Below are 25,139 nucleotides of genomic sequence, written 5' to 3'. Positions count from 1 at the left end.
TCCTCACACCCCACCCCCGCCTGAGGTGTTTTTTTTTTGGGGGGGGGTAGGTTTTTTTTTACCACCCCCCCGCCGCGGGGGCCCCCCCCGCGGGGCCCCCCCCCCTTCCGTGCGGTGCGTCAGCCGGTAGGCCGCGCACCGCACGGGCGCCGCATCAGGCCTTGACGCGGACTTCCTTGCGGAGGTCGGCGGTTCGCTTGGCGGCCTCGTCGAGGCTGGTGCCCTTGCCGCCGTTGGCGGCGACGCCCATGCCGAGGGTGCTGTAGTCGGCCCACATGCACAGGTACTGGCGGTCCGTCTGGCCGGTCGCCTTGTTCTTGCCCTCGCCCTGCTGGCACTTCATCACGGCGCCGTCCAGGCTGTCGGGGGTGACCTCCTCGGGCTGCCCGAGCAACTTCATGTTCTTGTTGCTCTTCATCCCGTCGAAGGCCTTGTCGATCGCCGCCTCGGGGTCCGCGATCTTGCCGTAGACGCCCATGAACGTGATCGCCTTCGAGCCGGCGACGGCGGACGGATCGACGGTGTTCGGGTCGGTCATGTCGATCGTGGTGTACATGGCGCTCACCGACTTGGCGTTGGTGATGCCGCTGTCGGCCAGGTCCTTGGCGTCGCCGCTGGTGGCGTCCTGCGGGCCGCGGTCCTCACCGACGCGCTTGAAGTCGCCGAGGGCGGTGGCCGGGGTCGTCAACTTGTGCGGCCCGTCGTCCGCGAGGTCGGAGCCGCCGCTTCCGGTGCCGAAGAGGAAGTACGCGCCGACGCCGATCGCGGCGACCACGGCGACTCCGCCGATGATGAGGCCGGTCTTCATGCCGCTGCCTCCGGAGGGAGGCTGGGGCATTCCGGGCATCGGGCCCGTCGGGGGCTGCTGGCCGTACGGGCCGGGCTGCTGGGGCTGGCCGTAGGGGGTGGTGGGTGGCTGCTGGCCGTAGGGGCCCGGCTGCTGCGGCTGCTGCGGTGGGTAGCCGTACCCGGGCTGCTGCTGGGGCTGCTGCTGCGGGTAGCCGTAGCCGGGCTGGGGTGCCTGCGGCTGCTGGCCGTAGGGGCCCGGCTGTCCGTACGGTCCGGGCTGCTGGGGCTGCCCGCCGTACGGGCCCGGCTGGTTGTGACTCATGACGGGTTTCCCCTCCAGGTGCTTATGCGTTCCGAACATCCTGGCGTACAACGAGGACGAATGGAGCACGGGGTCCGTCACCGTTACCGAACTATCGGGTTTCAGGACGGGATGGTGACGGCCGTAAACTGCCTCCGTGACCGACAACACTCAGCAGCAGCATTCAGCGCCCACCACCGAACTGCCGACCCAGTACGCGCCGGCCGAGGTAGAGGGGCCGTTGTACGAGCGCTGGGTGGAACGCGGTTACTTCGACGCCGACGCGAAGAGCGAGAAGCCGCCGTTCACCGTCGTCATCCCCCCGCCGAACGTCACCGGCAGCCTGCACCTGGGCCACGCCTTCGAGCACACGCTGATCGACGCCCTCACCCGCCGCAAGCGGATGCAGGGCCACGAGACGCTGTGGCAGCCGGGCATGGACCACGCCGGTATCGCCACCCAGAACGTGGTGGAGCGGGAGTTGGGCAAGGAGGGCCGCTCCCGGCACGACCTGGGCCGGGAGGCCTTCGTCGAGCGGGTGTGGCAGTGGAAGGCGGAGTCCGGCGGGCAGATCTCCGGCCAGATGCGCCGCCTCGGCGACGGTGTGGCCTGGTCCCGCGAGCGCTTCACCATGGACGAGGGCCTCTCGCAGGCCGTCCAGACCATCTTCAAGCGGCTCCACGACGACGAGTTGATCTACCGCGCCGAGCGCATCATCAACTGGTGCCCCCGCTGCCTGACCGCCATCTCCGACATCGAGGTGGAGTACCAGGACGACGACGGCGAGCTGGTGTCGATGCGCTACGGCGACGGGGACGACTCGATCGTCGTCGCCACCACCCGCGCGGAGACGATGCTCGGTGACACCGCGATCGCGGTCCACCCGGACGACGAGCGCTACCGGCACCTCGTCGGCCGCACCGTCCGACTCCCGCTCACCGACCGGGAGATCCCGGTGGTGGCGGACGAGCATGTCGACCCGGAGTTCGGCACCGGCGCGGTCAAGGTGACGCCGGCGCACGACCCGAACGACTTCGAGATCGGGCAGCGGCACGGCCTGCCCTCGATCGCGGTGATGGACGAGCACGCCGTCATCACCGCGCACGGCCCCTTCCAGGGCCAGGACCGGCTGGAGGCCCGCAGCGCCATCGTCGCCGCACTGCGCGCCGAGGGCCGGATCGTCGCCGAGAAGCGCCCGTACGTCCACTCGGTGGGGCACTGCTCGCGGTGCAAGACGACGATCGAGCCGCGGCTGTCCATGCAGTGGTGGGTCAGGGTCGGCCCGCTGGCGAAGGCCGCGGGCGACGCGGTCCGCGAGGGCAAGGTCGCCATCCACCCGCAGGAGATGGAGAAGCGGTACTTCGACTGGGTCGACAACCTCCACGACTGGTGCATCTCCCGCCAGTTGTGGTGGGGCCACCGCATCCCCGTCTGGTACGGGCCCGAGGGCGAGGTCGTCTGCGTCGGCCCGGACGAGGAGCCGCCGAGCGGCGAGGGCTGGACGCAGGACACCGACGTCCTGGACACCTGGTTCTCGTCCGCCCTCTGGCCGTTCTCCACGCTGGGCTGGCCCGAGCGGACCGAGAGCCTGGCGAAGTTCTATCCGAACTCGGTCCTGGTCACCGGCTACGACATCCTCTTCTTCTGGGTCGCCCGGATGATGATGTTCGGCCTGTACGCGATGGACGGCACCCCGCCGTTCCACACCATCGCCCTGCACGGCATGGTCCGCGACCAGTTCGGCAAGAAGATGTCCAAGTCCTTCGGGAACGCGGTCAATCCGCTGGACTGGATGGACAAGTACGGTTCGGACGCGCTCCGTTTCACCCTGGCCCGCGGTGCCAACCCGGGCGTCGACGTGCCGATCGGCGAGGACTGGGTGCAGGGCTCCCGGAACTTCGCCAACAAGATCTGGAACGCGACCCGTTTCGCCCTGATGAACGGCGCCACCGTCGAGGGCCCGCTGCCCGCGCCGGAGGAACTCTCCGCCACGGACCGCTGGATCCTGTCCCGGCTGAACGCCACCGTCGCCGAAGTCGACGCCTTCTACGAGGACTTCCAGTTCGCCAAGCTCTCCGAGGCCCTCTTCCACTTCTCCTGGGACGAGGTCTTCGACTGGTACGTGGAGCTGTCCAAGACCACGTTCCAGGAGGGCGGCCGGGCGGCCGAGGCCAGCAAGCGGGTCCTCGGCGAGGTGCTCGATGTGACGCTGCGGCTGCTGCACCCGATCGTGCCGTTCGTGACGGAGACGCTGTGGACCACGCTCACCGGGGGCGAGTCCCTCGTGGTCGCCGAGTGGCCCGCCGACAGCGGCTTCCGGGACGCGGCGGCGGAGCGGGAGATCGGCACCCTCCAGCAGGTCATCACCGAGGTCCGCCGTTTCCGCGCCGACCAGGGGCTCCAGCCGGGGCAGCGGGTCCCGGCCCGGCTCACCCTGGACGGCACCGCGCTCGCCCCGCACCAGGCGGCCATCCGGCAGTTGCTGCGGCTCCAGCCGGAGGGCGAGGGCTTCACCGCGACGGCGACGCTGCCGGTGGCCGGGGCTGAGGTCGCGCTGGACCTGTCCGGGGTGATCGACTTCGCGGCGGAGCGCAAGCGCCTCGCCAAGGATCTGGCGGCGGCCGAGAAGGAGAAGGCGCAGGCCGAGGGGAAGCTCGGCAACGAGGGCTTCCTGGCGAAGGCGCCGGACCAGGTCGTGGCGAAGATCCGCGGCCGGCTCACCAAGGCCGAGGAGGACATCGCCCGGATCGGCGCCCAGTTGGAGCGCCTGCCGGAGGCGTAGTCCGGAGTCGTAGTACGGAGCCCCGTCCGCGGTGCCGAGGCCGGTACCGGGGACGGGGCTCCTGCGCGCAGCGGCCGCGCGGGTCCTCCGTAGACTGTGCGGTGTGAGTGAGCGCCCCCCGTATGACGGCAGTGACGGATTCGAGTCGGATCCGGAGGACGGGTTCGAGGACTTCGAGGAGATCGTCTCCCAGGAGACGGACCGCGACCCGGACCTGGCGGTGATCGAGGCCGGCAGCCGCACCCTGCGTACCCAGGCCGGACCGCCGGAGGCGGATGTGCCGGCGCGCCCCGCCGATCCCGAGGTGGACCGCGCGCTGCGCGAGGTGGAGGCCGAACTGGCCGGCCGCTGGGGCGAGACGAAGCTGGAGCCCTCGGTCTCCCGGATCGCGGCCCTGATGGACGTCCTCGGCGATCCGCAGCGCGCCTACCCCTCGATCCACATCACCGGCACCAACGGCAAGACATCCACGGCCCGCATGATCGAGGCGCTGTTCGGCGCCTTCGACCTGCGCACCGGCCGGTACACCTCGCCGCATGTGCAGTCCATCACCGAACGCATCAGCCTGGACGGCGCCCCGATCCCGCCCGAGCGCTTCGTGGAGACGTACCGGGACATCCAGCCGTACATCGAGATGGTCGACGCGCGGCAGGACTTCCGGTTGTCCTTCTTCGAGGTACTGACGGGCATGGCGTACGCGGCGTTCGCGGACGCGCCGGTGGATGTGGCGGTCGTCGAGGTCGGGATGGGCGGCAGTTGGGACGCGACGAACGTCATCGACGGCACGGTGGCCGTGGTCACCCCGATCGACCTGGACCACACCGACCGGCTCGGCTCGACGCCCGGCGAGATCGCCGCAGAGAAGGCCGGGATCATCAAGCGGGGCGCTTCCGTGGTGCTGGCCCAGCAGCCGGTGGACGCGGCGCAGGTGCTGCTGAAGAAGGCCGTCGAGGTGGACGCCACGGTCGCCCGGGAGGGCCTGGAGTTCGGTGTGCTGTCCCGGCAGGTCGCGGTCGGCGGGCAGCTTCTGACGCTGCGCGGCCTGGGCGGGGAGTACGAGGAGGTGTTCCTGCCGCTGCATGGCGCGCACCAGGCGCACAACGCGGCGGTGGCGCTGGCCGCGGTCGAGGCGTTCTTCGGGGTCGGCTCGCAGCACGCCCGGCCGCTGGACATCGAGACGGTGCGCCGCGCCTTCGCCTCGGTGGCCTCGCCGGGGCGCATGGAGGTGGTGCGGAAGTCCCCGACGGTGGTGCTGGACGCCGCGCACAACCCGGCGGGCGCCCGTGCGACAGCCGAGGCGGTGGGCGAGGTCTTCGGCTTCAGCCGGCTGATCGGCGTGGTCGGCGCGAGCGGCGGCAAGGACGTACGGGGCCTGCTTGAGGCGTTCGAGCCGATCTTCACTGAGGTCGTGGTGACGCAGAATTCCAGCCATCGCGCGATGGACGCGGACGCGCTGGCCGGGGTCGCGGTGGAGGTCTTCGGCGAGGACCGGGTCCAGGTGGAGACACGGCTCGACGATGCGCTGGAGGCGGCCGTCACGCTGGCCGAGGAAGAGGGCGAGTACGCGGGTGCGGGAGTGCTCGTGACCGGCTCCGTGATCACGGTCGGCGAGGCCCGGCTGCTGCTGGGAAGGGGCTGAATCCGGCCGTGCGTACGCTCTGTGCTTCCACTCTGATCGGTGAGTTCTTCGTGGTGGGCTTCGCCGGTCTGGTGGCGATGAAGGACCCGGCGCTGACGTCCGGCACGGTGTGGACGGTGTGCGGTGTCGCCATGGTCCTCTGCGTCCTGCTGTGCGGGGTGATCACCCGTCCCGGTGGGGTGGTGCTGGGCTGGGCACTGCAGATCGCGCTGATCGCGGGCGGGTTCGTGGTGCCGGTGATGTTCTTCCTGGGGGCGGCGTTCGCGGCGCTCTGGTGGTGTTCGGTGCACTTCGGCCGGAAGATCGACGAGGCCAAGGCCCGCTTCGCGGCGCAGTCCGCCGAGGCGGACCCCGGCCCGGCGTGACGACCGGGCCGCCCTCGGCCCCGACCTGACGCTGTGTGACGGCCACCGAGGCAGGCCCTGTAACCTTCCACCACCCCGCATGTGCACCGGTCTGCCGGGCATCCCACCACCGAAGGAGTCAGCACTGTGACCCAGCGCACCCTTGTTCTGCTCAAGCCGGACGCCGTCCGCCGTTCGCTGGTCGGCGAGCTCATCGGCCGTATCGAGCGCAAGGCCGGGTGGACCGTCACCGCGCTGGAGCTGCGCACCCTGGACCGCGCCCTGCTGGAGCAGCACTACGCGGAGCATGTGGGGCGCCCCTTCTACGAGCCGCTGGTCGAGTTCATGTCCTCGGGTCCCGTGGTGGCGCTGGTCGTGGAGGGCGAGCGGGTCATCGACGGCGTACGCAAGCTGGCCGGGCCGACCGATCCGATCGCCGCGGAGCCGGGCTCCATCCGCGGGGACTTCGGCACCGTCACCCGCGAGAACCTCATCCACGCCTCCGACTCCGAGGAGTCCGCGGAGCGCGAGATCAAGCTGTTCTTCCCGGGCCTGTCCTGATCCGGCGCAGCCTTTCGCCCCGCCCCGCCGCGGCTGACGCTCCGTCAGTTGTGACGCCTCCGCCGGCTCGTACGCCACGCCGTTCCGCCCGTCGCCCCACCGCCGCGGGCGCCCGCTGCGTACGGTGGTCCCGCGCGGAAATCCCCGCCCCTCGCGGCATATGCGTGCCGATCGGGGGAACGAGAGCTTCCATCGGCACGTCTGCATTAGCGGGCTAGCGGGACATCTGCTGAGAATGGCGATGGCCCTCGCGTCGGGTACCTACGGACGCGACTACGATGGAGCCTTCGCGCCACTCAGCACCCACTTCGCCGACCTGAAAAGCCATCAAACGCTCCACTTGGGAAGGCCAGACGCATCCTCATGGGGAACAACATGTCGTTCATCGGCCGTGACATGGCTGTCGACCTCGGGACCGCCAACACGCTGGTGTACGTCAGGGGCCGGGGGATCGTACTCAACGAGCCGTCTGTCGTCGCCATCAACACCAACACCGGTGGCATTCTCGCGGTCGGCGCCGAGGCGAAGAAGATGATCGGGCGCACCCCGGGCAACATCGTGGCCGTGCGCCCCCTGAAGGACGGCGTGATCGCCGACTTCGAGATCACCGAGCGGATGCTCCGCTACTTCATCCTCAAGATCCACAAGCGGCGCTATCTGGCCCGGCCGCGGGTCGTGGTCTGTGTGCCGTCGGGGATCACCGGGGTCGAGCGGCGTGCCGTCATCGAGGCGTCCTCGCAGGCCGGGGCGCGGCAGGTGCACATCATCGAGGAGCCGATGGCCGCCGCGATCGGTTCCGGCCTCCCGGTGCACGAGGCCACCGGCAACATGGTGGTGGATATCGGCGGCGGCACCACCGAGGTCGCCGTCATCTCGCTCGGCGGCATCGTCACCGCCCAGTCGATCCGCGTCGCCGGCGACGAGCTGGACAACGCGATCATCCAGCACATCAAGAAGGAGTACTCACTCCTCCTCGGTGAGCGCACCGCCGAGCAGATCAAGCTGACCATCGGCTCCGCCTACGACCTGGACGGCGACGAGCACACCGAGATCCGCGGCCGCGATCTGGTCTCCGGCCTGCCGAAGACCGTGGTCATCTCCGCGGCCGAGGTGCGCAAGGCCATCGAGGAGCCGGTCAACGCCATCGTCGACGCGGTGAAGACCACCCTCGACAAGTGCCCGCCCGAGCTGTCCGGTGATGTGATGGACCGCGGCATCGTGCTCACCGGCGGCGGCGCCCTGCTGCGCGGCCTGGACGAGCGGCTGCGCCGGGAGACCGGGATGCCGATCCATATCGCCGAGGACCCGCTGGACAGCGTGGCGCTCGGATCCGGCAAGTGCGTCGAGGAGTTCGAGGCGCTCCAGCAGGTGCTGGACGCACAGCCCCGCCGCTGAACCCCGCACGACCGTGAGATGAAACCGCCGCACGGACGTCTCACTCCGTGCGGTGGTTCCTTGATATAGAGGCATGAAGCCCGCAGAAGGCATGAAGCCGTACACGGCGCACGCTATCGGCTCATGCCAGACGAATCCCGACGAGGAAGGCACGGCCGCCGCACGTGAGGGACACACGAGAGAGCCGGCTGCTCCTGGTGCTGCTGGTCGCCATCGCGTTCGCACTGATCACGGTGGACATCCGCGGTGGTGAGGACTCCCCGGTCGACGGTGCCCGGCAGGCCGCCGCCACCGTCTTCGGACCGGTGGAGAACGGCGTCGCCGGTGTGGTGGACCCGGTCGGCAACGCCGTCTCCGCGGTCCGCGCCTCCGGCGACCGCCATGACCGCATCGCCCGCCTTGAGCACGAGAACGCCCGGCTCAAGGCCGAACTCGGCAGCGGCGAGCGCAACCGCAGCAAGGCCCGCCAACTCGACAAGATGCTCCGCACCGCCGGCGCCGGCCAGTACGGCATCAAGGGCGCGCAGGTCATCGCCATCGGCGCGGCCCAGGGCTTCTCCTGGACCGTCACCATCGACGCCGGTGCCCACGACGGCATCAAGCGCGACATGACCGTACTCAACGGGGACGGGCTCGTCGGCCGGATCACCACCGTCGGCCCGGACAGCGCCACCGTGCTCCTCGCCAGCGACCCGGACTTCACCGTCGGCACGCGCATGGAGGGCAACGACGAGTTGGGCTTCGCGGCCGGTGGCGGGGACCGTCCGCTGCGGGTCCAACTCCTCAACGGCAAGGCCAGGGTGAAGAAGGGCGAGCGCCTCGTCACCTTCGGCTCGCAGTCCGACAAGCCCTTCGTGCCGGGCGTCCCGGTCGGCACCGTGGTCCGCGTCGACCCGTCCGGCGGCGACCTCACCCGCACCGTGTACGTCAAGCCCTTCGTCACGTTCACCAAGCTGGACGTGGTCGGCGTGGTCGTCGAGGCGCCGCGCAAGGACCCGAGGGACAAGGTCCTGCCGCCCGCCCCCAAGACCAAGCCGACGCCCACCGTCACGGTCACCGTCACCCCCGGCGCCAACCCGCCCGACGGCCAGGCGCAGGACAACGGCCGGGCGCAGAACGACGGCCAGGATGCGCAGGCCCCCGACGGGGCAGACCGACAACCGCAACAGCAGTAGGAGCTGGACCCATGCGCGTCAACCGGATGCTGCTCTCCACCGCCCTGGTGATCGTCGCCCTGGTCGTCCAGGTCAGCGTCCTCGCCCGGCTCCACCTGCCCGGCGCCGTCCCCGACCTGCTGCTGCTCACCGTCCTCGGCCTCGCCCTGGTCTACGGGCATCTCGGCGGCGCCTTCATCGGATTCGGTGCCGGACTCCTCGCCGACCTCGCCCCGCCCGCCGACCACGCCGCCGGGCGCTACGCCCTCGTCCTCTGCGTCGTCGGCTACCTCGCCGGGCTCGCCCGCCCCGACACCGGGCGCTTCCAGTCCGTCGTCGGGCCCATGCTGGTGGTCGCCGCCGGTGCCGTCGGGTCGACCGTGCTCTACGCGGGCGTCGGCGCCCTCGTCGGTGACACCGCCGCCCGCCATGTCGGCCTCGGCAGCCTGCTGCTCACCGCCGTCATCTACGACCTGCTGCTGGCGCCGTTCACCGTGCCGTTCATCATGGCGCTCGCCAGACGTGCCGAGAACGATCCGCTCGGCGAGACCGGGTCCGGCTCGGGCAAGGCCTCCGATGTGGCGGCCGGCTGGCTCGCCTCCGGTACCGGGCTCCGCCTCGGCGAGCAGCGCGGCAGCCTGCGGCTGCGGGCCGCCCGCAACCGCGCCTCCCGGGCCGGCCGCATCAAGGGGGTCAAGCGCCTGTGACCGCAGCCCACCGCACACCGCACCGCAGAAGCTGAGGGGAACAGCGCCCGTGAGCAACATCCCCGAGACCGGACGCACGCCCCGCGTCCAGATCCGGCTCGTCGTCATCCAGATCCTTGTGCTCTCCCTGCTGTTCACCCTCGGCGGCCGCCTCTGGTACCTCCAGGTCCGCAACGGCGACGAGTACGCCAAGGAGGCCTCGGGCAACCACGTCCAGCAGGTCGTACAGCCCGCCACCCGCGGGTCCGTCCTCGACGCGCGCGGGGTGCCGCTCGCCGACAACGAGACCCGGCTGGTGGTGTCCGCCTCGCGGACCGAGCTGATGAAGATGCCCGACGGCGGGAAGGCCGTCCTCGGCAAGCTCGCCGGCATCCTCGGCCTCCAGCCCGCCGATGTGACGGCCAAGGTCCGCCTCTGCGACGCCAAGACCAAGCAGCCCTGCTGGAACGGCTCCCCGTACCAGCCGATCCCCATCACCGACGAGGCAACTCCCAAGCAGGCACTGCAGATCCGGGAGCGTTCCGAGGACTTCCCCGGCATCACCGCGGAGCCCACCGCCGTCCGCCGCTACACCGCACCCGGCGACGCCAACACCGCCCAGGTCCTCGGCTACCTCTCGCCCGTCACCGACGAGGAGATCAAGAAGTCCGAGGACACCGACTCCCCGTATCTGCGCTCCGACATGGTGGGCCGCAGCGGCCTGGAGCGGCAGTACGACAAGGAGCTCCGCGGCAAGGCCGGGGTGACCCGCTACGAGGTGGACAACCTGGGGCGGGTCATCGGCCGCGCCAAGTCCGACTCGGCAGAACCCGGTTCGAACGTCGTCACCAGCATCGACGCCCGGGTGCAGAGCGTCGCCGAGTACGAGCTGAACGAGGCGATGAAGGCCGCCCGGCAGACCTTCGACAAGAACACCGGCGAGAACTACAAGGCGGACTCCGGCGCCGCCGTCGTCATGGAGGCCAAGACCGGCCGTGTCGTCGCCATGGCGTCCAACCCGGACTACGACCCCAACTCCTGGGTGGGCGGCATCTCCGGCAAGGACTACGCCAAGCTGACCGGCAAGAAGTCCAACTACCCGCTGCTCAACCGGGCCATCCAGAGCCAGGCCGCGCCCGGCTCCGTCTTCAAGGTGATCTCCACCACGGCCGCCGTCGACGCCGGCTATCCGTTCAGCGGCAACTACCCCTGCACCAGCTCGTATTCGATCGGCAGCCAGGTCTTCAAGAACTTCGAGTCGGAGAACTTCGGGCCGATCAACCTCGGCCGCGCGCTGGAGGTCTCCTGCGACACCGTCTTCTACGGCATCGCCCACAACGAGTGGAAGAAGGACGGCGGGAACCACCCGAAGAAGAACGCCAAGGACTGGTTCTACAAGACCGCGCACCGCTTCGGCCTCGGCAAGGAGACCGGCATCGACCTCCCCAACGAGGTCAAGGGCCGCGTCCCGGACCGCCAGTGGAAGCAGAACTACTGGAAGGCCAACAAGGCCGCCTGGTGCAAGGACGGCAAGAAGGACGGCGACTACGTGCAGCGCATCGCCTACGAGAACTGCCTCGAAGGCAACCAGATGCGCGCCGGTGACTCCGTCAACTACTCCATCGGGCAGGGCGACACCCTCGTCACCCCCATCCAGATGGCCACCATCTACGCCGCCCTCTCCAACGGCGGCACCCTCTACGACCCCAGCATCGGCAAGGCCGTCCTCAGCCCCGACGGCAAGCACATCCAGCAGCTCAAGCCGCGTTCGCACGGCAAGCTCCCGGTGAGCGCCAAGCTGCGCGACGAGATCGACGGCGCCCTCGCCGGCGTCGCCACCCGGGGCACCGCCGCCTGGCGCTTCGGCGGCTGGCCCCAGAACAAGATCCCGATGCACGCCAAGACCGGTACCGCCGAGGTCTACGGCAAGCAGACCACTTCGTGGTTCGCTACCTACACCAAGGACTACTCGATCGTGATGACGATCTCCCAGGGCGGTACCGGATCCGGCGCCTCCGGCCCCGCGGTCCGCAAGATCTACGACGCCCTGTACGGCGTCGGAAGCGACGGCGGCATCGACAAGAAGAAGGCCCTGCTGCCGCACCCCCAGGACCGCCTGCCGAAGATCCAGCCCGACGGCAGCATCAACGCACCCAAGGTCAAGCCCTACGACCCGGGCGAGAACCCGGGCGGCCAGCCCACCGACCAGCCGACCGACCCGGGCGGCGGCCAGCAGGACGGCGGGGGACAGCAGGACGGCGGGGGACAGCAGGACGGCGGCGGCCAGCAGGACGGCGGGGGTCAGCAGAACGGACAGCAGAACGGGCAGCAGGACGGAGGCGGGCAGCGGAACGGGCAGCAGCCGGCCGTCGCCGGGCCGCCCGCCGCGGGGAGGCGCGACTGATGGCCGGAACCAACGGCTTCTCCGTCTCCGGCTACGGACCGGAGCGCTCCACCATGGCCCGGCTGCTGGCCCGCGACTCGGTGGCCCGCCGGCTCGACTGGCCGATACTGCTGTCGGCGATCATGCTCTCCGGCATCGGTGCCGCCCTCGTCTACTCCGCCACCCGCAACCGCACCGAGCTCAACCACGGCGACCCGTACTACTTCCTGCTGCGGCATGTGCTCAACACCGGGATCGGGCTGGCGCTGATGGTCGGCACCATCTGGCTCGGCCACCGCACCCTGCGCACCGCCGTGCCCATCCTGTACGGCATCTCCGTCTTCCTGGTGCTGCTGGTGCTCACACCGCTCGGCGCCACTGTCAACGGCGCCCACGCCTGGATCGTCTTCCCGGCGGGCTTCTCCCTCCAGCCCTCCGAGTTCACCAAGATCACCATCATCCTTGGGATGGCGATGCTGCTCGCCGCCCGCGTCGACGCGGGCGACCGGGACCACCCCGACCACCGCACCGTCCTCCAGGCGCTCGGCCTGGCCGCGGTGCCGATCCTGATCGTGCTGCTGATGCCCGACCTCGGCTCGGTCATGGTGATGGTGATGATCATCCTCGGGGTGCTGCTGGCCTCCGGCGCCTCCAACCGCTGGATCTTCGGCCTGCTCGCCACCGGCACCATCGGCGCCATCGCCGTCTGGCAACTGCACATCCTGGACGAGTACCAGATCAACCGGTTCGCCGCCTTCGCCAACCCGAGCCTCGACCCGGCCGGCGTCGGCTACAACACCAACCAGGCCCGGATCGCCATCGGTTCGGGCGGCCTCACCGGCTCCGGCCTCTTCCACGGCACCCAGACCACCGGCCGCTTCGTCCCCGAGCAGCAGACCGACTTCGTCTTCACCGTGGCCGGTGAGGAACTCGGCTTCGTCGGCGCCGGACTCATCATCGTCCTGCTCGGCATCCTCCTCTGGCGCGCCTGCCGCATCGCCCGCGAGACCACCGAGCTGTACGGCACCATCGTGGCCGCCGGGATCATCGCCTGGTTCGCCTTCCAGGCTTTCGAGAACATCGGGATGACCCTGGGCATCATGCCTGTCGCCGGTCTCCCGCTGCCCTTCGTCTCCTACGGCGGCTCGTCGATGTTCGCCGTCTGGGTCGCCGTCGGCCTGCTCCAGTCCATCCGCGTCCAACGCCCCCTCAGCGCCTGACCCGCTCCCGGCCCCGCTCACCACCGCGGGGCTGGGTGTCATGCGCACGCCCCCTGCCCAGGCGGTGCCGAGCGCCCTACCCTCGGGGTATGGGCCGGGCGCAGCGTGAGGTCGAGCGGAAGTTCGAGCGGACCGGGGCGGGGGATCCGGTACCGCCCGCACTGACCGATGTCCGCGGGATCACCGCCACCGCTCCCGGCGGGCACCATCTGCTCGACGCGGTCTACTGGGACACCGCGGACCGCCGGCTCGCCGCCCACCACATCACCCTCCGCCGCCGCACCGGCGGACCCGACGAGGGCTGGCACCTCAAACTCCCCGTCCCCGACCTGCCCGACACCCGCGACGAGATCCACGAACCCCTCGAAGCCGGGACAGCGCCTTCGCCGTCCGGCGGTGGGCTTTCGCCGTCCGGCGGTGGGCTTTCGCCGTCCGGAGCGTCGTCGTCCGGGGCGTCCGGTGGTGGGCCTGGGGCGTCCGGGACCGCTGCCTCCGTCGTGGTCGGTCATCCGCCGCCCGCTCTGGCCCGGCTGCTCCGCTCGCGTACCCGGGATGCGCCGCTGGTGCCGCTGGTACGGCTGCGCACCGAGCGGCACACCACCTTGCTACTCGGCAAGAACGGCGAGCCCCGCGCCGAGCTGGCCCTCGACCGGGTGCACGCCGAGCGCCTCACCCCCGACGGCATCCCCATCGGCGCCCACTCCGACTGGACCGAGGCCGAGGTCGAACTCGCCGCCGGGGCACGGCCCGCCCTCCTCGACCGGCTCGCCGGCGCCCTCCGCACCGCCGGCTGGCACCCCTCCGCCGTCAGCTCCAAACTGGCCCGCGCCCTGCAAGCCACCGACCCTGCACCTCCTGAGTCCGCCCCCGCTTCCTCCAAGTCCGACTCCGCACCTCCCCAACCTCCGCCCGACACCGCAGGTGAGTACGTACTGCACTACCTGCGTGCCCAGCGGGAGGCCCTGATCTCCCTCGATCCCGCGGTCCGGCGGGATCTGCCCGACGCGGTGCACCGGATGCGGGTGGCCACCCGGCGTATGCGCTCCGCCCTGCGCAGCTACCGCAAGCTGCTCGACCCTGCTCGCACTCGCCCCCTCATCGCCGAACTCACCTGGCTGGCCTCCGAGTTGGGCGTCGGGCGTGATCAGGAGGTCCTCACCGCCCGCCTCACCGCCGCCCTCGACGCCCTGCCCGCCACCCAGCGCACCGGTCCCGTCCGGACCAGGCTGCGGACCTGGTCGGCGGCCCATCGGAGCGGATCCCGGCGCAGGCTGCGGCGCGCCCTGGACGGCGAGCGCTATCTGCGGCTGCTCACCACCCTCGACGAGCTGACCGCCCGGCCCCCGCTGCTCCCGGCCGCCACCCGCCCGGCCGCGGGCCCCCTCACCTCCGCCGTCTCCCGCGACCGGCGCCGTCTCGCCCGCCGCCTGGACGAGGCACAGCGCCTGCCGCCGGGCCCCGACCGGGACGCCGGCCTGCACGAGGCGCGCAAGGCGGCCAAGCGCCTCCGCTACGCCGCCGAGGCCGCCACCCCGGCGCTCGGCACCGCGGCCCGGGACACCGCGGCCGCCGCCCGCCGCCTCCAGACCGCGCTCGGTGAGCACCAGGACAGCGTGATGGCCCGCACCGCCCTGCGGGAGATCGCCGACCAGGCCCACGCCGCCGGCGAGAGCTCCTTCACCTACGGTGTGCTCTACGCCCGCGAGGAACAGCACGCCGCCCGTACCGAGGACCAACTCCCTTCTCTACCACCTGACTTGCCGCGCCCGCCGCGCTAGGGGCGCCTCTTACCCGAGACCTGCGGACCGACCGGGACCACGACCGGTACCGCCACCGCCCGGGTGCCCTTCGAGCCGTCTCGCGTTCTGTTCGGGATCCTGCCATGCCGCAGGGAACGAGCCGGAGTTGTCCACAGGCAGGCGTTTGTCCTATGGGCGGGTAGACGTGCTTATTCGCGGCACGGTGTTGTCCACAGGGCGGTGCGCAGCGTTGTCCACAGGCGTGCGGGGGCTTGTCGTGGCCGAGTTAGGCTGGATGCTCTCTTGCCCCCGCTGCCCTGCGAGGGCGTCCGGCCCGCTCACGAAAGTCGCGAAATGCCTGTCGACTCGGTCTTCCCACAGCTTGAGGCCCTGCTCCCGCATGTGCAGAAGCCGATCCAGTACGTCGGCGGAGAGCTCAATTCCACCGTCAAGGACTGGGACGCCTGCGACGTCCGCTGGGCGCTGATGTACCCGGACGCCTACGAGGTCGGCCTGCCTAACCAGGGCGTCATGATCCTCTACGAGGTGCTCAACGAGCGCGAGGGCGTCCTCGCCGAGCGCACCTACAGCGTCTGGCCGGATCTGGAGGAGCTGATGCGCAAGCACAGCGTGCCCCAGTTCACGGTGGACGCGCACCGGCCGGTGAAGGCCTTCGACGTCTTCGGCCTGAGCTTCTCCACCGAGCTCGGCTACACCAACATGCTGGCCGCGCTCGATCTCGCCGGTATCCCGCTGAACGCCGCGGACCGCACCCTGGACGACCCGGTCGTCCTCGCCGGAGGCCACGCCGCGTTCAACCCGGAGCCCATCGCGGACTTCATCGACGCCGCCGTGATCGGTGACGGTGAGCAGGCCGTGCTGGAGATCACCGAGCTGATCCGCGCCTGGAAGGCGGAGGGCCGCCCCGGCGGCCGCGAGGAGCTGCTCTTCCGCCTCGCCCGCACCGGCGGGGTGTATGTGCCGGGCTACTACGACGTGGAGTACCTGCCCGACGGCCGTATCGCGCGCGTCGTGCCGAATCGCTCGGGTGTCCCCTGGCGGGTGTCCAAGCACACCGTGATGGACCTGGACGAGTGGCCGTATCCCAAGCAGCCGCTGGTGCCGCTGGCGGAGACGGTGCATGAGCGGATGTCGGTGGAGATCTTCCGCGGTTGCACCCGCGGCTGCCGCTTCTGCCAGGCCGGCATGATCACCCGCCCGGTGCGCGAGCGTTCCATCACCGGCATCGGCGACATGGTGGACAAGGGGCTGAAGGCCACCGGCTTCGAGGAGGTCGGACTGCTGTCCCTGTCCTCCGCCGACCACACCGAGATCGGCGACATCGCCAAGGGCCTCGCCGACCGCTACGAGGAAGACAAGATCGGCCTCTCCCTGCCATCCACCCGGGTCGACGCCTTCAACGTCGACCTGGCCAACGAGCTGACCCGCAACGGCCGCCGCTCCGGCCTCACCTTCGCCCCCGAGGGCGGCTCCGAGCGGATGCGCAAGGTCATCAACAAGATGGTCTCCGAGGAGGACCTGATCCGTACCGTCGCCACCGCCTACGGCAACGGCTGGCGCCAGGTGAAGCTGTACTTCATGTGCGGTCTGCCCACCGAGACCGACGAGGACGTGCTGCAGATCGCCGACATGGCGATGAACGTCATCCAGAAGGGCCGCGAGGTCTCCGGCTCCAACGACATCCGCTGCACGGTGTCCATCGGCGGTTTCGTGCCCAAGCCGCACACCCCGTTCCAGTGGGCCCCGCAGCTCTCCGCGGAGCAGACCGACGAGCGTCTCACCAAGCTGCGCGACCGGATCCGCGGCGACAAGAAGTACGGCCGCTCCATCGGCTTCCGCTACCACGACGGCAAGCCCGGCATCGTCGAGGGCCTGCTCTCCCGCGGTGACCGCCGCATCGGTGCCGTGATCCGCGCCGTCTACGAGGACGGCGGCCGTTTCGACGGCTGGCGCGAGCACTTCTCGTACGACCGCTGGATGCGGAGCGCCGCGGCGACGCTGCCGGCCTTCGGGGTCGACGTCGACTGGTACACCACCCGCGAGCGCGGCTACGAGGAGGTCCTGCCCTGGGACCACCTCGACTCCGGCCTCGACAAGGACTGGCTCTGGGAGGACTGGCAGGACTCCCTGGACGAGACCGAGGTCGAGGACTGCCGCTGGACCCCGTGCTTCGACTGCGGCGTCTGCCCCCAGATGGACACCGAGATCCAGATCGGCCCCACCGGCCGCAAGCTGCTCCCGCTCAGCGTCAAGTAGCAGAGCAGAGACGGAGGCCCCTCGCCTTGGTGATGGCGAGGGACCTCCGTCTGTGGGGCGGGGTCAGGGTGTGCGCAGGAGTTCCAGGAGGGCTGCGGCGGACCAGGAGAAGTTGGTGGAGTTGCGGCCCTCGCCGGTGAGTGGGTTGTAGTTCTCGTGGATGGGGCCGTCGCCGAGCAGGCCGTCGGCGCGGGTCAGCAGCCGCTCCGTGATCCGGCGGGCGTCGCCGTGGTAGCCGTAGGCGCGCAGGCCCTCGATGGTGAAGTACGCCTGGTCCAGCCAGACCAGGCCGCGCCAGTAACCGAGCGGGTTGAAGCCCGGGTTGTCGCGGGCGGCCGTCGGCAGCGGCAGATGCGTGGCGAACTGCGTGTCGTCGATGAGGGCCGAGCGCACCCCGGCCGCCTGCCCGGCGGTGGCCGCCCCGGCCCACAGCGGGATGGCGCCCTCGATGCCCTTGCCGGCCTCGGCGCGCGGCGCCCCGTCCAGCGCCCGGTCGTAGAAGAAGCGGGTCCCGGGGTCGTACATGCGGGTGCGTATCTCGCGGCCCAACTGCTCCCGCTCGTCCAGCAGGTGGTCGGCCTCGGCGGACCGGCCCAGTACGCGGGCGATGTCCGCCAGGTACTGCTTCTCCGCGTACAGATAGGCGTTGAGGTCGACGGACTCCTGCTCCAGGGAGTAGCCGGTGGTCTGGCCCGCGGAGTCGGTGTTGGTGGTGACGGCGACCTCGTCGAAGCGCGGCGCGTTGTCCATGCCGCTCTCCCAGGCGGCGGCCAGGCGGCGGGCCTTGGTGGAGTCGTTGGCCGGGTCGACGGTGGCGCCGTACTCGGCCAGGCCGTTGCCGTCGTGGTCGCGGTTGCGGTACCACCAGGCGTGGTAGTCGGTCAGCTTGGGGTACATCCGGCGCAGGAAGGCGGTGTCGCCGCCGCGGCGGTAGACCTCCCAGACGGCCCAAGCGGCCAGCGGCGGCTTGGAGTTGCGCTCGTTCCAGTTGGCGCCGCCGCCGCGGATGTCGTTGAAGAAGATGCAGTCCGGGATCATGCCCGCGTCCTGCGGCCGCTCCGCGGAGGCCTCGGTGATCTGGTAGTCGAACATGGCCTCGATGGCGGACATGGCGAGGCGCGGTGCGAAGAGCGCGGTGGAGACGGCCTCCTTCCAGGAGTCCCAGGCCCAGGCGCCGCCGGCGAAGTAGGTGTAGGTGAGCGAGGGCGTGAGCACGTCCTGCTTCAACAGCCCTGCCGGGCTGCGCCAGTTGGTCACCAGGGTCTGCACGGCCTTGGCGGCCGGGCGGCGGCGGCCGGCCGGTATCCGGTCGAGCGCACCCTTGAGGTAGCCGGCCCACCGCTGCTCGGTACGGGCCGCGACCTTCTCCGGGCGGGCCAGCGCCGAGCGCACCGCGTCGTCGTCGGCCCGCCGTTCCGCCTCGTCGAAGGTGTAGCTCTCGGCCCAGGTGTGGACGGCGCTCTGGCCGGGGGCGAGGCGCCGGGGTGCGTTTGCGGTGGTCAGGTACTCGTCGCCCTGCACGGTGGTCTTCACCGGGTCCGCGTGCCGGACCTCGAAACGGGCCTGACCGGTCGTCAGATAGGAGTCGAAGTCCCGTACCTCGGCGAAGTGCACGGCGACCCCGGTGCGGGTGGCGGCCAGCCGGGGCGCGCTCCGCACGGGCTCGGTGGTGTGCCGCAGCAGGGTGCCGGACCAGTCGGCGCGCAGGGTGCGCGGTATGCGACCGGTGTTGCGGACCTCGGCGGTGACCAGTGCGGTGCGGTTGCTGGCGAAGCGCAGGGTGAGGGTGAGTTCCAGGCCGTCGGTGCGGTGGACCTGGGTGAGCAGGCCGGGGGCGCTGTGACCGCCGGGCGCCGGCTCGCTCCGCAGGTCGACCCGCTGCCCGGTGTGCCCGTCGGTGAGCCCGAAGCGGGTGAAGGCACGGCTCAGGTACCAGGGGTACTCCTCCGCCAGATAGAGCGGGCCGCTGAAGCCGAGCCGGGGGCCGAGGTGCTCGGGGGCCGCGGGGTCCGGCAGGCCGTAGGCGTGCCAGGCGCCGAGGTCGGCGAAGACGTTGAGGGTGTTGACCTTCGCGGGTCTGGCGGCGGCCGGGAAGCCGTGCAGGTCCAGCAGGTCGGTGAATTCTCCCGTCGGTTCGGAGCGCGTCCCCTGCGGCGGGGGCGTCCCGTCCGGGAGCGGCGCCGCCTGCGCGGGTACGGCACCGAGCGCTGCGGCACCGACGGGTACGAGGGAGAGGGCGGTGAAGCCTCGTCTGGAAATCTCCGGCATAGTGCACTCCTTCGTTCAGTAATCGAAGGGGAACTTACGGTTGCCGAACAGGGGCGACAAGAGGTTGATCGTGACTTTGGTCCGTGCGGCAGTCGTGGGCGGGGCCCGACAGTCCGCGGCAGAGGTCTCCGATCACCGTACGGTGCGTCAACTCGGTATATTCCAGGGCTGATTGGGATGGGTGACGGAATTATCGGTCAGGTGTCTTCCGTTTGTGAAGATTGCAGAGCGTTCAGAAGGTGAAGCGATGAGTAGCGACGTGCGGCGGCTTCTGTGAAGGGAAGTGGCGTGAAGTGATCAGTGGTTGCGGAGGTGGCGCGCGGGTCCGGTGAGTGCCCCGCCCGCCGCGGTCCCGCGCAGGGCCCGCCGGGAACGTTGTGGCCGCGGCGCACGTACCCTGGGTGGAGGACGACCTACTCACGAAGGAATCAGGACACTGGGCAAGCGACAGCCCGAAGGCCCACCGCCCGCACCCGCGGTGCAGCGCATCCGACTGCGCTACACCAAGCGCGGCCGCCTCCGGTTCACCAGTCACCGCGACTTCCAGCGCGCCTTCGAACGTGCGCTGCGCCGGGCCGAGGTGCCCATGGCGTACTCGGCGGGTTTCACCCCGCACCCCAAGGTGTCCTACGCCAATGCCGCACCCACCGGCACCGGCAGCGAGGCCGAGTACCTGGAGATCGCCCTCACCGAGCCCCGCGACCCGCAGGCACTGCGCGGGTTGCTGGACGAGTCCATGCCCACCGGGCTCGATGTGGTGGACGCGGTGGAGGCCCGCACCTCGGGCCTGGCCGACCGGCTCACCGCCTCGGTGTGGGAGCTCCGGCTCGACGGCGTGCAGCCCGAAGCGGCGCGCCGCGCCGCGGAGGCGTTCACCGCCGCCGGCACCGTCGAGGTGCAGCGTCGCACCAAGAACGGAATGCGGACCTTCGACGCCCGTGCCGCCGTCCTCGAACTCAGCGAGGCCACGGCGCAGGCCGCGGTCGCCGGCGGGGCCGCGGACAGCGGCGGCGTCATGGCTGATAGGCCGGGTGACCGGCCCTGTGCGATACTGCGGCTGGTTGTTCGGCACGTGACGCCTGCCGTTCGACCCGACGACGTCCTGTCCGGTCTCCGAGCTGTGGCCGACCTGGCGCCGCCGGTCCCCGCAGCGGTGACCAGGCTGGCGCAGGGGCTGCTCGATGAGGAGAGCGGCAAGGTGACCGATCCGCTCGCGCCCGACCGCGAGGCGGTCGCGGCCGCTCCGGCCAATCAACCCGGAGCCGCGGCAACCGCCACCGCGACGGCTGCGCCGTCGGAAGGTTCCGGGTAGGGAAGGTCGCCGAAGCGCCGCCCTCGTACTCGGGAGCCACCAGGGTCGGGCAGCGCATCGACCAGAAGACTTTCGCCAGGCCGTACGCACACATGGCGTACGGAACCGGCGAGACCAGGACACGGAGAGCTCCCGTGCGGCGCCCGCGCCCCGGACGGCGGCCCAGCGCGACAGATCGCGAAGGCCGTGGACGTCAACCGGACCAGACGCGGCGCCCGGGAGCCTGACGGGAGAAACCCCCGAATGCTCGAACCGACCGAACCCACTGCGGGTTCCGACAACAACAACACCCCCAGCGACACCCTGCCGCCGCGTCGTCGGCGCCGGGCTGCCTCGCGTCCCGCGGGCCCACCGGTGGGATCCGCCGCGGTGGAGACCGTCGCCGCACCGGCCGAGTCCGTGGAGCCGGCCGCTCCAGCCGACCTCGCCGCCCAGGCACCGGCCCAGGACGCCGCGCCGCCACGTGCCCGCCGTCGCGCCACCCGCCGGGCGTCCGCCCCGGTCGGCGCCCCCCAGACCGCAGCCGCGGAGACGGTGACCAGTACGCCCGCCGAGGCGCCCGCCGCCGAAGCCCCCGCTGCCGAAGTACCGGCGGAGGAGTCCGCGCCGCGTACCCGGCGCCGGGCCACCCGCCGTTCCACCGCACCCGCCGGTGCCCCGCAGGAGACCGCGGCCGAGGCCGCCGTGGAGACGCCCGCCGAGGCGCCCGCCGCCGAGGTTCCGGTGGAGGAGCCCGCGCCGCGTACGCGCCGCCGGGCCACCCGCCGTTCCGCCGCGGCCGAGAGCGCACCGGCGGCCGCTGAAGCCGCCGCGTCTGCCGAGGCCCCCGCCGCGGAGGCCGTCGAGGCGGCCGAGGAGGAGCCCCGTCGCGGGCGCCGCCGTGCGGTGCGCCGTGCCGCGACCGGCTTCTCCGAGCCGGCCCGCAAGTCGGGCCGCGCCGCCCGGGCCGCGGACGACGCCGCCGAGGACGAGTCCGAGGGCCGTCCCGCGCGCCCCGCCGTCGCCGTCTTCCAGGCGCCGGTCTTCGCCGAGCCGATGTTCCAGACCCCGGAGCGCGCCGCCGCGGCGGCCGCCGCCGAAGCCGCCGCGCAGCACGAGGGCGAGGACACCGAGGACACCGAAGAGGTCGCCGCGGCCCCGGCCCCCGAGCCCGCCGAGGCCGGTGGCTCCCGCAGGCGCCGCCGCCGTCGCGCCGCCGACGAGGAGCAGCCCGCCCGAACCCAGGAGCCGCAGGAGTCGGCCGCCTGCGGTGAGGACGACGGCGCCGAGGACGGTGCGGAAGACCCCGCGGAGAGCGACAGCGAGGACGGCGAGGAGTCCGGTTCCCGCCGGCGCCGTCGCCGTGGCGGGCGCCGCCGCCGTCGCGGGGACGCCGCCGAGCAGGGCGACGAGAACGGCGAGGACGGCGAGGAGCAGGGCCGCGAGACGCAGTCCGGCGCCGAGGACTCCGACGACGAGCAGCAGGACGGCGAGGACGGCGGCAGCTCCTCCAGCCGTCGCCGCCGTCGCCGTCGCCGCCGCGCCGGGGACAGCGGCGCTGACCACGACACCTCCTCGGACGACCCCGAGCGCACCGTGGTGAAGGTCCGCGAGCCCCGTAAGAAGGAGGAGCGCGGCACCGGATCGGACGAGGTGCAGTCCATCAAGGGCTCCACCCGCCTGGAGGCCAAGAAGCAGCGCCGCCGCGAGGGCCGCGAGCAGGGCCGCCGCCGGGTCCCGATCATCACCGAGGCCGAGTTCCTGGCCCGCCGCGAGGCCGTCGAGCGGGTCATGGTGGTCCGCCAGCACGGCGAGCGCACCCAGATCGGCGTCCTCGAAGACGATGTGCTGGTCGAGCACTACGTCAACAAGGAGCAGTCCACCTCGTACGTCGGCAATGTGTACCTGGGCAAGGTGCAGAACGTGCTGCCGTCGATGGAGGCCGCGTTCATCGACATCGGCAAGGGCCGCAACGCGGTCCTCTACGCCGGCGAGGTCAACTTCGAGGCGCTCGGCCTGTCCGGCGGCCCCCGCCGGATCGAGACCGCCCTCAAGTCCGGCCAGTCCGTGCTGGTGCAGGTCACCAAGGACCCCATCGGGCACAAGGGCGCCCGCCTCACCAGCCAGGTCTCGCTGCCCGGCCGGTATCTGGTCTATGTGCCCGAGGGCTCGATGACCGGTATCAGCCGCAAGCTGCCCGACACCGAGCGGTCCCGGCTGAAGACCATCCTCAAGAAGATCGTCCCCGAGGACGCCGGTGTCATCGTGCGCACCGCGGCGGAGGGCGCCAGCGAGGAGGAGCTGCGCCGCGACGTGGAGCGGCTCCAGGGCCAGTGGGAGGAGATCCGCAAGAAGTCCAAGGCGATCTCCACCAGCTCGCCCAGCCTGCTCTACGGCGAGCCCGACATGACGGTCCGCGTCGTCCGGGACATCTTCAACGAGGACTTCTCCAAGGTCATCGTCAGCGGTGACGACGCCTGGGAGACCGTCCAGGGCTATGTCTCGCATGTGGCGCCCGACCTGGTCGAGCGGCTCCAGCGGTGGACCAGCGAGGTCGACGTGTTCGCCACGTACCGCATCGACGAGCAGTTGATGAAGGCGCTGGACCGCAAGGTGTGGCTGCCCAGCGGTGGTTCGCTGGTGATCGACAAGACCGAGGCCATGGTCGTGATCGATGTCAACACCGGCAAGTTCACCGGTCAGGGCGGCAACCTTGAGGAGACCGTCACCAAGAACAACCTGGAGGCGGCCGAGGAGATCGTGCGTCAGCTCCGGCTGCGCGACCTGGGCGGCATCGTCGTCATCGACTTCATCGACATGGTCCTGGAGTCCAACCGGGACCTGGTGCTGCGGCGGCTGCTGGAGTGCCTGGGCCGGGACCGCACCAAGCACCAGGTGGCCGAGGTCACCTCGCTCGGCCTGGTGCAGATGACCCGCAAGCGGGTCGGCCAGGGCCTGCTGGAGTCGTTCTCCGAGACCTGTGTGCAGTGCAACGGGCGCGGTGTCATCGTGCACATGGAGCAGCCGGCCTCCACCGGGGGCGGCGGCAAGCGCAAGAAGCGCGGCCGCGGCGGCGAGCACCAGCACGAGACCGAGCGCCCCGCCGCCACCGAGCCCGCCGCCGCGGAGGCGCCCGAGTCCGCCGCCGAGGTGGCCGCTGAGGCCGCACCGCCGGTCGCCCTCCCCGCGCCCGACTTCAAGCCGGACGAGGAGCTGTACGGCAGTGTCGCCGAGGCGGAGGCCGCGGCCGGGGTCGGCGGCGGTCGCCGTTCGAGGCGTCGTGCCACCCGGCGGGCGTCCGCGCCGGCCGGTGCGCCGAAGGCCGCCGGTGGCATAAGGGAGTCCGAGCCGGCCCCCGCGGCACCGGCCGAGACCGCGCCCGCCGAGCCGGTGGCCGAGGTCGGGACCCCGGTCGCCCCCGAGGCCCCCGCCGCTCAGGCGGAGCCGGTCGAGGAGACCGCGCCGGTCCGTTCACGGCGTCGTGCCACCCGGCGGGCGTCCGCCCCGGCCGGTGCGCCCAAGGCCGCCGACGAGTCGGCCGCCGAGGTCACGGTGCCCGTCGAGCCCGTACCGCAGCCGGAGGCCGCCGCGGAGGCGACTGCCGGAACGGAGGCCGTCGAGCCGGAGCCCGTGAGTGCGGCGCCGGCCCGTCCCCGCCGCCGTGCGGTGCGCAAGGAGACGGCGTCCACCGCGGCCGAGGAGTCCGCCGTGGTGGTGCTGGCCTCCGGCGAGCCCGAGGCCAACGAGGCGGCGGGCCGCGACGAGGAGGCCGCCGAGGAGGCGGCAGCCGCGGAGACCGCCACCGAGGCGGAGGAGGCCGCGTCGGCGAAGAAGACGGCGCGCAAGACCGCCAAGAAGGCCACCGCGAAGAAGGCCGCGACCAAGAAGGCCACCGCCAAGTCGGCCGAGTCGAAGACGGCCGAGTCGAAGACGGCGGCGGCCAAGAAGACCGCGGCCAAGAAGGCGACGGCGAAGAAGGCCACCGAGGGCGCCGCCACCGAGGGCGCCGCAAAGAAGACGGCCGCCAAGAAGACGGCGGCGAAGAAGACGGCGGCCAAGACGGCCACGGCGAAGAAGACCACCGCCAAGAAGTCCGCGGCGAAGAAGACCGCGGCGGCGGAGCAGTCCCCGGCGCCCTCCGTCACGGCACCGGCAGAAGAGGTCTGAGGTGGTACGGGGCCCGGTTTGACCCCCAGGACCGGGCCCCGTAATCTTGCCGTCGGCGTTTGTACGCCATCCCTCTGAGCAACTCCCTCCGGTCGGACGTCCGGATCCTGGATCCAGGGTTCCGTCCGGAGAGGCCGCTCGTC

Annotated in this window: 15 protein-coding genes; 13 read left to right on the top strand and 2 right to left on the bottom strand. The window is 71.4% G+C overall.

Going from position 1 to position 25,139, the window contains the following annotated elements:
- Positions 1-154 precede the first annotated feature (154 nt).
- A complete protein-coding gene (locus tag ACFVST_RS03070) occupies positions 155-1,111 on the bottom strand; it encodes a hypothetical protein (RefSeq protein WP_390146271.1) in 957 nt (318 codons plus the stop codon).
- 136 nt (positions 1,112-1,247) lie between these two features.
- Between ACFVST_RS03070 and ACFVST_RS03065 the strand changes: the two genes are divergently transcribed.
- From ACFVST_RS03065 to ACFVST_RS03015, 11 genes are all read left to right on the top strand, one after another.
- On the top strand, positions 1,248-3,872 hold the full coding sequence (locus ACFVST_RS03065) for a valine--tRNA ligase (protein ID WP_390146269.1): 2,625 nt from the start codon (positions 1,248-1,250) through the stop codon (positions 3,870-3,872).
- Between the two features lie 103 nt (positions 3,873-3,975).
- The gene (locus ACFVST_RS03060) at positions 3,976-5,511 is read left to right on the top strand and encodes a bifunctional folylpolyglutamate synthase/dihydrofolate synthase (protein ID WP_390146268.1); all 1,536 of its coding nucleotides are present in this window, start codon (positions 3,976-3,978) and stop codon (positions 5,509-5,511) included.
- A gap of 8 nt (positions 5,512-5,519) precedes the next feature.
- Positions 5,520-5,876, top strand: coding sequence for a DUF4233 domain-containing protein (locus ACFVST_RS03055; protein WP_390146266.1), 357 nt, complete (start codon positions 5,520-5,522; stop codon positions 5,874-5,876).
- Positions 5,877-6,002: 126 nt separating this feature from the next.
- Entirely contained in the window at positions 6,003-6,416 is a 414-nt protein-coding gene (ndk, locus tag ACFVST_RS03050) for a nucleoside-diphosphate kinase (protein WP_390146264.1), read from the top strand.
- Positions 6,417-6,791: 375 nt separating this feature from the next.
- Positions 6,792-7,811: a rod shape-determining protein gene (locus ACFVST_RS03045; RefSeq protein WP_390146285.1), complete on the top strand. Its 1,020-nt coding sequence runs from the start codon at positions 6,792-6,794 to the stop codon at positions 7,809-7,811.
- Positions 7,812-7,975: 164 nt separating this feature from the next.
- Positions 7,976-8,986: a rod shape-determining protein MreC gene (gene mreC, locus ACFVST_RS03040; protein ID WP_390146263.1), complete on the top strand. Its 1,011-nt coding sequence runs from the start codon at positions 7,976-7,978 to the stop codon at positions 8,984-8,986.
- A gap of 11 nt (positions 8,987-8,997) precedes the next feature.
- Complete coding sequence (gene mreD, locus ACFVST_RS03035) at positions 8,998-9,672, top strand: rod shape-determining protein MreD (RefSeq protein WP_390146261.1); 675 nt, start codon at positions 8,998-9,000, stop codon at positions 9,670-9,672.
- A gap of 49 nt (positions 9,673-9,721) precedes the next feature.
- Positions 9,722-12,055, top strand: a complete 2,334-nt coding sequence (gene mrdA, locus ACFVST_RS03030; protein ID WP_390146259.1) for a penicillin-binding protein 2 — start codon at positions 9,722-9,724, stop codon at positions 12,053-12,055.
- Positions 12,055-13,254 (top strand): rod shape-determining protein RodA, encoded by a 1,200-nt coding sequence (gene rodA / locus ACFVST_RS03025; protein WP_390146257.1) that lies wholly within the window; start codon positions 12,055-12,057, stop codon positions 13,252-13,254. Before mrdA ends, rodA begins: the two co-directional genes overlap by 1 nt.
- 89 nt (positions 13,255-13,343) lie before the next feature.
- Positions 13,344-15,032, top strand: coding sequence for a CHAD domain-containing protein (locus tag ACFVST_RS03020; protein ID WP_390146255.1), 1,689 nt, complete (start codon positions 13,344-13,346; stop codon positions 15,030-15,032).
- A gap of 315 nt (positions 15,033-15,347) precedes the next feature.
- The gene (locus ACFVST_RS03015; protein ID WP_390146253.1) at positions 15,348-17,270 is read left to right on the top strand and encodes a TIGR03960 family B12-binding radical SAM protein; all 1,923 of its coding nucleotides are present in this window, start codon (positions 15,348-15,350) and stop codon (positions 17,268-17,270) included.
- A 63-nt stretch (positions 17,271-17,333) separates the two neighbouring features.
- Here the strand turns inward: ACFVST_RS03015 and ACFVST_RS03010 are convergent, their stop codons facing one another.
- A complete protein-coding gene (locus ACFVST_RS03010) occupies positions 17,334-19,538 on the bottom strand; it encodes a trehalase family glycosidase (RefSeq protein WP_390146251.1) in 2,205 nt (734 codons plus the stop codon).
- A gap of 478 nt (positions 19,539-20,016) precedes the next feature.
- Here ACFVST_RS03010 and ACFVST_RS03005 point away from each other — a divergent pair, with 478 nt between their 5' ends.
- Entirely contained in the window at positions 20,017-20,850 is an 834-nt protein-coding gene (locus ACFVST_RS03005; RefSeq protein WP_390146249.1) for a TIGR03936 family radical SAM-associated protein, read from the top strand.
- Between the two features lie 243 nt (positions 20,851-21,093).
- Entirely contained in the window at positions 21,094-24,996 is a 3,903-nt protein-coding gene (locus tag ACFVST_RS03000; RefSeq protein WP_390146247.1) for an Rne/Rng family ribonuclease, read from the top strand.
- The last annotated feature ends 143 nt before the right edge of the window (positions 24,997-25,139 follow it).

This window comes from Streptomyces sp. NPDC058045, assembly GCF_042885635.1.
Taxonomy (GTDB): domain Bacteria; phylum Actinomycetota; class Actinomycetes; order Streptomycetales; family Streptomycetaceae; genus Streptomyces.
This window is presented reverse-complemented; position numbering and strand designations above follow the sequence as displayed.

Excerpts from the sequence above, each read along its gene's own strand:
- ACFVST_RS03010 (WP_390146251.1), bottom strand. The coding sequence starts at position 19,538 with ATGCCGGAGATTTCCAGACGAGGCTTCACCGCCCTCTCCCTCGTACCC.
- ACFVST_RS03070 (WP_390146271.1), bottom strand. The coding sequence starts at position 1,111 with ATGAGTCACAACCAGCCGGGCCCGTACGGCGGGCAGCCCCAGCAGCCC.
- ACFVST_RS03000 (WP_390146247.1), top strand. The coding sequence starts at position 21,094 with ATGCTCGAACCGACCGAACCCACTGCGGGTTCCGACAACAACAACACC.
- rodA (WP_390146257.1), top strand. The coding sequence starts at position 12,055 with ATGGCCGGAACCAACGGCTTCTCCGTCTCCGGCTACGGACCGGAGCGC.
- ACFVST_RS03020 (WP_390146255.1), top strand. The coding sequence starts at position 13,344 with ATGGGCCGGGCGCAGCGTGAGGTCGAGCGGAAGTTCGAGCGGACCGGG.
- ACFVST_RS03045 (WP_390146285.1), top strand. The coding sequence starts at position 6,792 with ATGTCGTTCATCGGCCGTGACATGGCTGTCGACCTCGGGACCGCCAAC.
- ACFVST_RS03015 (WP_390146253.1), top strand. The coding sequence starts at position 15,348 with ATGCCTGTCGACTCGGTCTTCCCACAGCTTGAGGCCCTGCTCCCGCAT.
- mreD (WP_390146261.1), top strand. The coding sequence starts at position 8,998 with ATGCGCGTCAACCGGATGCTGCTCTCCACCGCCCTGGTGATCGTCGCC.